Source organism: Alteromonas sp. G4i13 (assembly GCF_054960505.1).
Genome location: NZ_JBHNYX010000023.1, coordinates 71862 through 80578, shown reverse-complemented (window position 1 = coordinate 80578; position 8717 = coordinate 71862). Strand labels below are relative to the sequence as shown.

10 protein-coding genes are annotated in these 8717 nt (G+C 43.3%); 5 read left to right on the top strand and 5 right to left on the bottom strand.

The genetic code is table 11. The features are described 5' to 3' along the window. Positions 1 to 65: 65 nt before the first annotated feature. The 3 genes from ACFI6J_RS12840 to ACFI6J_RS12830 form a co-directional block, all read right to left on the bottom strand. Entirely contained in the window at positions 66 to 809 is a 744-nt protein-coding gene (locus ACFI6J_RS12840) for a ChrR family anti-sigma-E factor (protein ID WP_348669004.1), read from the bottom strand. Then, positions 802 to 1413 (bottom strand): sigma-70 family RNA polymerase sigma factor, encoded by a 612-nt coding sequence (locus ACFI6J_RS12835; RefSeq protein WP_014950074.1) that lies wholly within the window; start codon positions 1411 to 1413, stop codon positions 802 to 804. The genes ACFI6J_RS12840 and ACFI6J_RS12835 overlap by 8 nt, the downstream gene beginning before the upstream one ends. A 118-nt stretch (positions 1414 to 1531) precedes the next feature. Further along, positions 1532 to 2107 carry an LON peptidase substrate-binding domain-containing protein gene (locus tag ACFI6J_RS12830; RefSeq protein WP_014950075.1) on the bottom strand — a complete coding sequence of 192 codons (576 nt, stop codon included), beginning with the start codon at positions 2105 to 2107 and terminating at the stop codon, positions 1532 to 1534. 256 nt (positions 2108 to 2363) lie between these two features. On the opposite strand from ACFI6J_RS12830, the gene ACFI6J_RS12825 reads away from it, so the two are divergent. The 5 genes from ACFI6J_RS12825 to ACFI6J_RS12805 are packed head-to-tail and all read left to right on the top strand — an operon-like array spanning position 2364 to position 6810. Next, positions 2364 to 2819 carry a nuclear transport factor 2 family protein gene (locus ACFI6J_RS12825; protein WP_462586196.1) on the top strand — a complete coding sequence of 152 codons (456 nt, stop codon included), beginning with the start codon at positions 2364 to 2366 and terminating at the stop codon, positions 2817 to 2819. Further along, positions 2816 to 3535 carry an SDR family NAD(P)-dependent oxidoreductase gene (locus ACFI6J_RS12820; protein WP_462586195.1) on the top strand — a complete coding sequence of 240 codons (720 nt, stop codon included), beginning with the start codon at positions 2816 to 2818 and terminating at the stop codon, positions 3533 to 3535. Before ACFI6J_RS12825 ends, ACFI6J_RS12820 begins: the two co-directional genes overlap by 4 nt. Before the next feature lie 10 nt (positions 3536 to 3545). Continuing rightward, positions 3546 to 4811 carry an NAD(P)/FAD-dependent oxidoreductase gene (locus ACFI6J_RS12815; protein WP_462586194.1) on the top strand — a complete coding sequence of 422 codons (1266 nt, stop codon included), beginning with the start codon at positions 3546 to 3548 and terminating at the stop codon, positions 4809 to 4811. Further along, positions 4808 to 5551: a DUF1365 domain-containing protein gene (locus tag ACFI6J_RS12810; protein WP_462586193.1), complete on the top strand. Its 744-nt coding sequence runs from the start codon at positions 4808 to 4810 to the stop codon at positions 5549 to 5551. The genes ACFI6J_RS12815 and ACFI6J_RS12810 overlap by 4 nt, the downstream gene beginning before the upstream one ends. 2 nt (positions 5552 to 5553) lie before the next feature. Beyond that, positions 5554 to 6810, top strand: a complete 1257-nt coding sequence (locus ACFI6J_RS12805; RefSeq protein WP_462586192.1) for a class I SAM-dependent methyltransferase — start codon at positions 5554 to 5556, stop codon at positions 6808 to 6810. Between the two features lie 86 nt (positions 6811 to 6896). Here ACFI6J_RS12805 and ACFI6J_RS12800 read toward each other — a convergent pair whose 3' ends face one another. Together ACFI6J_RS12800 and pomA are read right to left on the bottom strand one after the other, a co-directional pair. Beyond that, positions 6897 to 7826, bottom strand: coding sequence for a flagellar motor protein MotB (locus ACFI6J_RS12800; protein WP_014976980.1), 930 nt, complete (start codon positions 7824 to 7826; stop codon positions 6897 to 6899). Then, positions 7826 to 8587, bottom strand: a complete 762-nt coding sequence (gene pomA / locus ACFI6J_RS12795) for a flagellar motor protein PomA (RefSeq protein ID WP_014950082.1) — start codon at positions 8585 to 8587, stop codon at positions 7826 to 7828. Before pomA ends, ACFI6J_RS12800 begins: the two co-directional genes overlap by 1 nt. Between the last annotated feature and the right edge of the window lie 130 nt (positions 8588 to 8717).

Below are 8717 nucleotides of genomic sequence, written 5' to 3'. Positions count from 1 at the left end.
AAACGCACATTTGTGCGTTTTTTTGTATCTGGATGTCACATATTGAGCGTTCGCTTGATAGATTACTAGCGGAAAAACAAGTGACTAAAAGGGTTTAACAATCTTGCAAGGCCCGAAGTAAAGTGCAATGGCTGATCGACAATGCTAAATACAAGGCAGCCTTCTTTACCTTCGGATTTTGGCGTGTGCGTTTTATCACCATCCATGAAAATAAAGTCGCCGGTATCATAACGACTTAGCCCATCACTGAACTCACCATCAATGACTAATGTATATTCCGTTCCACGGTGCGTGTGCTCAGGTACACTACCACCACTTCCCATAAAGATAAAATTAGCTACACCTTGGTTTCCAAGGTCAACTGGCGCCTGCCACAGCTTCCCGACCAAACTTGACCAGTTACCTGTTTTATCAATGTAGCGGTGAAGCGTTCTGGGTACAGTGAATACTCTTCCATCTAACTCGATGGTATTTGCGCTTGCCTGCGCCTGCAAGGCCGCCCGCCTCTTTACGGGCTCACGATACGCTGTGGGCTGTTCCATCAAAGCATTATTTTGTTTCGATGATGGGAGCTGCGTAATTTGGGATAGCATGTCACCAAACTGAAGCGACATTTCAGCTCTGTCGCTTGCCGATGAATTGGCGTTCGAAACCATTTGAGCAGCAAGACTTTCCGTTTCAATTTCAACAAAACGCTGACATTTCTCACACATGTCACAATGTGCAGAGACCATCAGTGATATAGCAGGTGACAATGTGCCCTCAACAAAATCTTTAAGTTGCTGGGCACTTGGGTGAAACCTAATCATTATCGTTTAACATGACCTTTAATCGTTGAAGTGCCAAACGTGTCCGCGACTTTACTGTACCTAATGGAATTGAAAGCTCATCGGCGACTTCTTGTTGTGACTTGCCATCAATATAGATAGCTTCAACCACTGCTTTCTGTTTTACAGGTAGTGATTCGAACAAATAGCCAATCTGCTCTAAAGTAACTTGTTCGTCAAGTGGCGCCTCGTTTGCATCGGCTGTTTGTTCGCATAAAACCGGCCATAGATCGTCAGAACAAACATCCTCTTTTCTATTCTGCAGCTTTCGAAGCATATCAAAGCGAATGTTGCGTGCGATTGTGAAAATCCACGTTGACGGAGAACCTTTTTCTGCATTGAACAGGTGCGCTTTCTGCCATACATTCGACATAGTATCTTGTACCAGTTCCATGGCCAGTGCCTCATTACCCATCTGTTTCAGTGCATAAGAACGCAGCCGAGGCGCGAAGTAGTTAAACACTCTCGCAAATGAACGCTTGCATCGGGTGTCTGCAACCGCGACAAGGTAATCAGACATTTCAGTTGCACACTCTTTAGGCTTGATTGTGCTGTTACTTTGTTCCAAAGGAATTCCAACTAACATAAGATTCGTCCGCTTTTCCGTTTTGGTTGTATCATTCTACGGCGTTATGACTTAAATCGTTTGCGAAAATCGCTAATATTGGATTACGAATTTGTAATGTCTTTATCCGACTCAACGACTAAGCGATTAGTGCAGAGAGATAGTTCAGTAAACTGGTGCATTCTCTTTGCGCTAAAAAGTGCTGTTTTTGCGAGCCGTCTACTGGCAATAATTCTAACCACCGATTTAATACCCAATTAGGGCAATCAAACTTTGGTGATTCATAAAGCGATGCCAACTCTTCGTAATTTCCAAATATTTCTTTAAGTCGCTCGTCCATAGGCGCTATTTGTTGAGGAGCCAAATCGCACTGCCAAGGTTCTAACACCTTGCAACTACCGGTACGAAGACCATCTTTTTCAACTTCTATGCTACTTACCTCAACTAAATGAGAACCAGCAACCTTTATGCCAAGCAACCCATCATCGAGCATGTCGAAGTCAACAACCTGCGCATAAGTACCTATTTTATGAATATGCTCATTCAAATTTTTGTCACCGTTAGCATTAAGCATACACATCACAAAGCCTTTATTTTCAGCACATGCCTGCTTAACCATTCGCACGTATCGTGGCTCAAAAATGCGCAATGCCATTCTACCTTCCGGCAAAAGGTGCGCAGATAAAGGAAATAAAGGAAAACGTTCTACACTCATACTCAGCACTTCCGAAAACACGAAAATAATTACGCAAGTGAGAACAATTAGGATCGAATGGGAAAATTTTTCACATATAAATGGAAAAACATGATCTTTAGCACGACGATTAATGTAATTTAGTTTTTTAATAAAACATTAACAGATTTCATATCAGAGACTTGCAATTTGAACATGAAAATAACCGCGAATTTTTTTAAGCGTCGACATTACCGATATGCAAATCTGATTTTGAATTATGAGTTAAGGAAAGGCCATGGACGTCATTGGACGCTTTTGTAAAATTTACACAGATATATGTCAAATTTCTCCAGACGACCTAGAACATATCTATGCCAACGACATACTGTTTATCGACCCAATCACTACACACCATGGCATTGATGAAGTAAAACGCTATTTTTCCAACTTATTGACGCAAGCCGAAAGCTGTAAGTTCGACATTGCGGACATTTTTTCTTGCTCGCCCAATGGCACAGAAGAGCATCCATCAAGTCATTCAAAGGTTACCCATATCGCAAATTGGACGATGACCCTTACGCTGAAAGATAGTGATAAGCAAATTACGCTAGATGGCACCACGCAACTTGGTGTCAACGATGACAGCATTATTTACCACAAAGATTATTACGACTTGGGCGAAATGGTCTATGAGCACGTACCCATCCTAGGTTTTGTCGTTAAAAAAATTAAAGGGAAGCTAGCAAAGTGAAAAGTATTCTAATTACTGGCGCCACTTCGGGTATTGGTAAAGCATTAGCAATAACTGCTGCAAACAGCGGTTATCAAGTGATTGCCTGTGGTCGAAATGAAGACACACTCAACGAGCTCAGTAAGTACAATAATATCAGCGCATGCCAGTTCGATGTCACTGATCTTAACGATACTCGACGGGCGCTAGCAACGGTTAAATTTGACATTGCTGTACTCAACGCTGGTACCTGCGAATATGTAGATATCGACGACTTCGAGCCAGACATGTTTCGTCGCGTATTCGAACCTAATTTCTTTGGCGTTGTTCATTGTGTAGACGCTCTTCTTCCACGACTTAAGCAAGGCGACAAGCTTGTGATTGTTGACAGCATGGCTCGCCTACTCCCTTTCACACGAACGCAAGCGTACGGTGCGAGCAAAGCTGCCCTGCATTATTTTACTAAATCATTAGAAGTAGACCTTCACCACAAAGGCGTGAAAGTGCAAGCGGTGTCTCCTGGATTTGTAGAAACGCCCCTCACAGATAAAAACGATTTTGAAATGCCAATGAAAATTAGCGCTGAAGAAGCCGCTGACGCTATGCTTAAAGGAATAGAGGGCAACAAACAAACAGTTTTCTTCCCTCGGTTCTTTGGTTTTATTCTGCGCTTTATGCATATACTGCCAACCCCACTGCAAAAGCGATTGTCGTTGGCAATGAGAGAAAAACAATAAGAGAAGATGAATGAACAATAAGATTGCCATCATTGGCACAGGTATTTCTGGTTTGACCTGCGCGCACCTTCTAAATAGGCAGCACGACATCACAGTGTACGAAGCAAATGACTATATAGGTGGTCATACTGCAACGAAGAAAATAAGCGACAACGGGGAAACTCACCATATCGATACAGGTTTTATCGTTTTTAATGATTGGACCTATCCTAATTTTATAAAGCTCATTAATCAGTTAAACGTTGAGTATCAACCAACAGAGATGAGCTTCTCTGTAATGAGTAAAAAGGCAAACCTCGAATACAACGGCAATAACTTAAACAGTTTATTTGCACAGCGGCGTAATATTCTGAGGCCTAAATTTTGGCGCATCGTGAAAGACATATTGACGTTTAACAAAGCGTGTAAAGCGATGGTCGCAGAAAACCGTGATACTTCTTCACTTACGTTAGAAGACGTCATTAGAGAATTAAAACTAAGCGATGACTTTGCACGTTATTATATTTTGCCTATGTGCGCCGCAATTTGGTCAAGCAGCTTAGAGCAAACGAGAAAGTTTCCACTCACGTTCTTTTTGCAGTTTTTCAACAACCATGGCTTGCTCAATATTACCGACCGTCCTCAGTGGTACACAATTAAAGGTGGGTCAAGCCAATACATTCCGCATTTAATCGCACCATTTGAGTCTAAGATAAAACTATCGACGGCCGTTCTGTCGGTAGCGAAAAGCGATGATAAGTGGCAGGTTACCGACTCTTCAGGCAACGCTGCGATGTATGATCATGTGGTATTTGCGTGCCACAGTGACCAAGCGTTAAAAATGATTCACTCACCGACTTCGCTGCATCGAGATATCCTTGGAAATATCCCTTACGCAGAAAACGACGTGGTGATGCACAAAGATATTTCACAGTTGCCCAAAAGAAAATTAGCTTGGGCGAGTTGGAATTACAGCTTAAAAGAAGACGCAAGTGAGGAAGCCCGCCCCGCTTCTGTCACTTATAACATGAATATTCTTCAACGCCTTGAAGCACAAAGCACCTACTGTGTAACGCTAAATAATACGGCGGAAATAGACCAAAAGAGTATTCTTCGAAGCTATCAGTACGCACATCCGCAATACAGTGCCAGCATGGTCAACGCGCAGGCAAGAAGAAATGAAATTTGTGGCGTAGACAACTTACATTTTTGTGGAGCCTACTGGTATAACGGTTTTCATGAAGACGGCGTAACTAGCGCACTTGATGTTTGTTCTCGCTTTGGTGAAGCCCTGTGATAGAAAGTGCCATCTACAAGGGTAAGGTTTATCACCAACGGTTTAAGCCTACCCAGCATAAATTTGACTATGACATTTATTTATTTTGGCTAAAGCTTGAGAGCAACGAACTCGAAACCTTGTCCAGTACGTTAAAACGCTTCTCTGCATACAATAAGGCTAGAGTGCGTTTCAAGCGTGAAGACTATTTAGGTGATCCTTCTTTACCTCTAGGTCAGGCAGTAATAGACAGAATGACAGAGTTAAACGGAGGGAAGACGCTTCAAGGCGATGTCTTTATGCTGGGACAACTGCGTATGTGGGGGCTTTATTTCAGCCCGGTGAATTTCTATTACCTACGCAATACCGAAGGTAAGTATACACATATGCTTGCCGAAGTAAGTAATACGCCGTGGAATGAGCGTCATCACTACCTTGTAAATCTAGATACTCAAGACGATACGCCAAAAGCTTTTCATGTTTCCCCGTTTAATCCAATGGATATGACCTACAAATGGTCGATATCGCAGCCGTCGGCTAGACTGTCACTTGCGATGGATTGTGTAAGAGGCGACAAAGAGTTCAGTGCAGGGATTAATTTGACTAAATTTACTTTAGATAATGCGAATCTATCTGCGGCACTTAAACGTATACCCAGTATGACAATAAAAACTGTGGCTGGAATTTATTGGCACGCGCTTAAACTATTGCTTAAACGAACGCCACTGTATACACACCCAGAAAAAAGTCAGGAACAATAACAATGTCTTTTGGTGAATCTTTACTACTGACCACCTCAGAGGTCTCCTTTGTAGATAAAGCGTGTAGAACTCTATTCCTACAATGCTTAAAACAACTGCCTTTTGGCAGTTTAACCATTCAAGAAAACGGCGATGTCGTTGCGCGTTTCGGCACAGACGAAAGCGATTTGCGAGCAACGGTAAATATCAAGGATGTACAAGCCTATCGACGCTTATTGCTTGGCGGAAGTGTGGGCGCCGGAGAAGCATTCATGGATGGGTTATGGGACAGTGACGACGTAACAGCCGTGGTAAGAGTGTTTGCTAGGAATTTATCTACCCTTGACGAATGGGAGAATAAATTTAAATGGGTGACTATGCCCATCAACAAGATTCAACACTTTGCACGTCGAAATACAAAGGACCAAGCCAAGAAAAATATCGAGGCGCATTACGATCTGGGTAATAAGCTTTATACCCACTTCCTTGACCCAACAATGATGTATTCGTCAGCCATATACCCAGATCCGAATGCAACTCTCAATGATGCACAAAATTACAAGCTCAAAGCCATTTGCGACAAGTTACAGCTTAGCGAAACCGATCATCTTCTAGAGATTGGCACGGGCTGGGGCGGGCTAGCCGTCTATGCTGCTAAGCATTATGGTTGCCGCGTAACGACCACTACCATTTCAGAAGAGCAGCATGCATGGGCAAAAGAATGGATTGCCCGGGAAGGACTTGAAAGCAAAATCACTTTGCTGAAAAAGGACTATCGCCTACTTGAAGGCAAGTACGATAAGCTCGTGTCTATCGAGATGATTGAAGCTGTAGGCAAACAATTTTTAGGAAATTTCTTTGAGAAATGCTCGTCACTTTTAAAAGACGACGGCCTAATGCTGCTTCAGTCAATAACCATTGATGACAGACGTTACGACAGCTATTCAAATAGTGTCGACTTTATTCAAAAATATATCTTTCCGGGTGGATTTTTACCTTCTCAGCACCAGCTTAACGCTCACCTGAAAAAGTATACTAATATGATGATTCGTGACTTACACGACATCGGGATTGACTATGCGAAAACATTGAACCATTGGTATGAAGCATTTATTTCTGCAAAAGATGAGCTTTTAAACGACGGTTATGACGAGCGTTTTATGCGAATGTGGACCTACTACCTGAAATATTGTGAAGGTGGTTTTTTAGAAAGAACAATCAGTACCGTTCAGCTTGTGATTTCAAAGCCTCATTACAGACTTGATTTGGCTCGTGTTTAACAACGCTAATTATCGATAGTAGTGACAAAAAAGCGGCGCCCTTTTGGCGCCGCTTTCTTGTTTGAAGCTGACTCTTGGTCGAAGCACTACTCATCTACAACTGATATAGGCTTCGACAGCATTGGCTTACCCTGATTGATATTAATTTCAACGCGGCGATTTTGCGCTCGGTCTGAAGGTGTAGTGGCATTTTCTACAATTGGATCGGTATCTGCCTTACCCACTACCGACATACGACTTTCGTCAAACCCTGGCGCGGTACGCATGGCTTCAGCGACCGCGACAGCGCGCTGCGCTGACAAGTCCCAATTAGAACGATAGAGTTCATTAGCAATATGCTGGCCGTCACTGTGCCCTGAAATTTCGATTTCTCCAGGCACATCCGCCAACAGCGTACCTATTTTTCTCAACACCGGTTGGAATTGGGGCTGCAAAAAGGCCGAGCCCGCCGAGAAGGAACCGTTTTCACGGATTCGAATGGTTAACTGCTGACCCAACGATTCCATTTCCACCGAACCATCTAGAATTTGTTTTTCTAATTGCTGCGCTACTTTTTTCATCAGTTCAGCCATTTGCGACTGATCGGTGCTTTGTTCAGCCGATGAAGACGATTCTGTAGCAGTTTGTTGAGATTGTCCGCCACGCTGCTCGCCGCGCTGCTTCTGCCTTCCGCCGGCAGAATCCTCATTACCAGCCTGAAATTCCAGCATTTGCTGGGTCATTTCGTTGGTTTGCTGCTGAATGGACTCAATAGGCGTAGGGTCAGGCTTGCCAGGTCGAAACTCCATTGCAATCACACTGGTACCCTTTGGAATATCTTTTACTTCAATTTTATTTTGCACACCAAAGGCAAACTTCATAGAGCCTGCAATTTGTTTAAACTTCAGTACGTCCATTTCCGAAAACGAAAGTAGCAGTACAAAGAAGCACATAAGCAATGACATTAAGTCTGCGAAGGTTCCCATCCAGGCTGGAAGTCCCTCGGGGGGACATTTTGGGCATTCTTCTTCGGCCATTACTCTTCCTCTGCGCTTCCGCGTTTACTCGCCGCAAGGTAGTTCTTTAATACCCCTTCGATAACACGTGGGTTCTGGCCGTCGGCAATACCCACAATACCGTCAAGAACAAGACTCTGGTTTAACTTCTCCTCTCCAGCTCTTACCGCCAGTTTAAAGGCAATTGGCAAACACACGACGTTGGCAAAAAAGGCACCGTACAGCGTGGTTAATAGCGCTACCGCCATAGCAGGGCCGATAGCTTTAGGGTCATCCATGTTTGAAAGCATGGCAACCAGACCGATCAAAGTACCAATCATACCCATCGCAGGTGCTACGTCGCCCATTCCTTTAAATATAGAAGCGCCGAACTCATGCCTTTCCGTTGTCATAGAAATATCTTTAGCTAACGTTTCTCTCACCACTTCAATGTCGTGACCGTCAACCAGCATGTCCACACCCTTTTGCATGAACTCATTTGAAATTTCCGCTTCTTCTAATGCCAGAAACCCGCCTTTACGTGCAGCATCTGCCATTTCAACAATCTTCTCGATTAGCTCTTCAGGCGTTTCAATTTTGAACATGAACGCTTTGCCAGCAACTTTACCCGCACTGAAGAATTGACCCAACGTAAACTGAGATAGGACAACAAATAGTGTTCCCCCGAATACAATAAGTATTGATTGCACGTCGATGAACATGCCCAAGCTGCCGCCCAGAATCATAGCCATCACTATGAAACCAATGGCGCCCAACATACCTATGACGGTTGCTAAATCCACTCACTCTTCCCCATTTATGCGCAGTCAGTGCTGTTAGTGTACAAATACCCTATCGGCAAAAGATAGAAATACTAAAACGACATTATTGAAAAATATCACATTTATTTGTTTATTATGAAGTAGGTTCTAT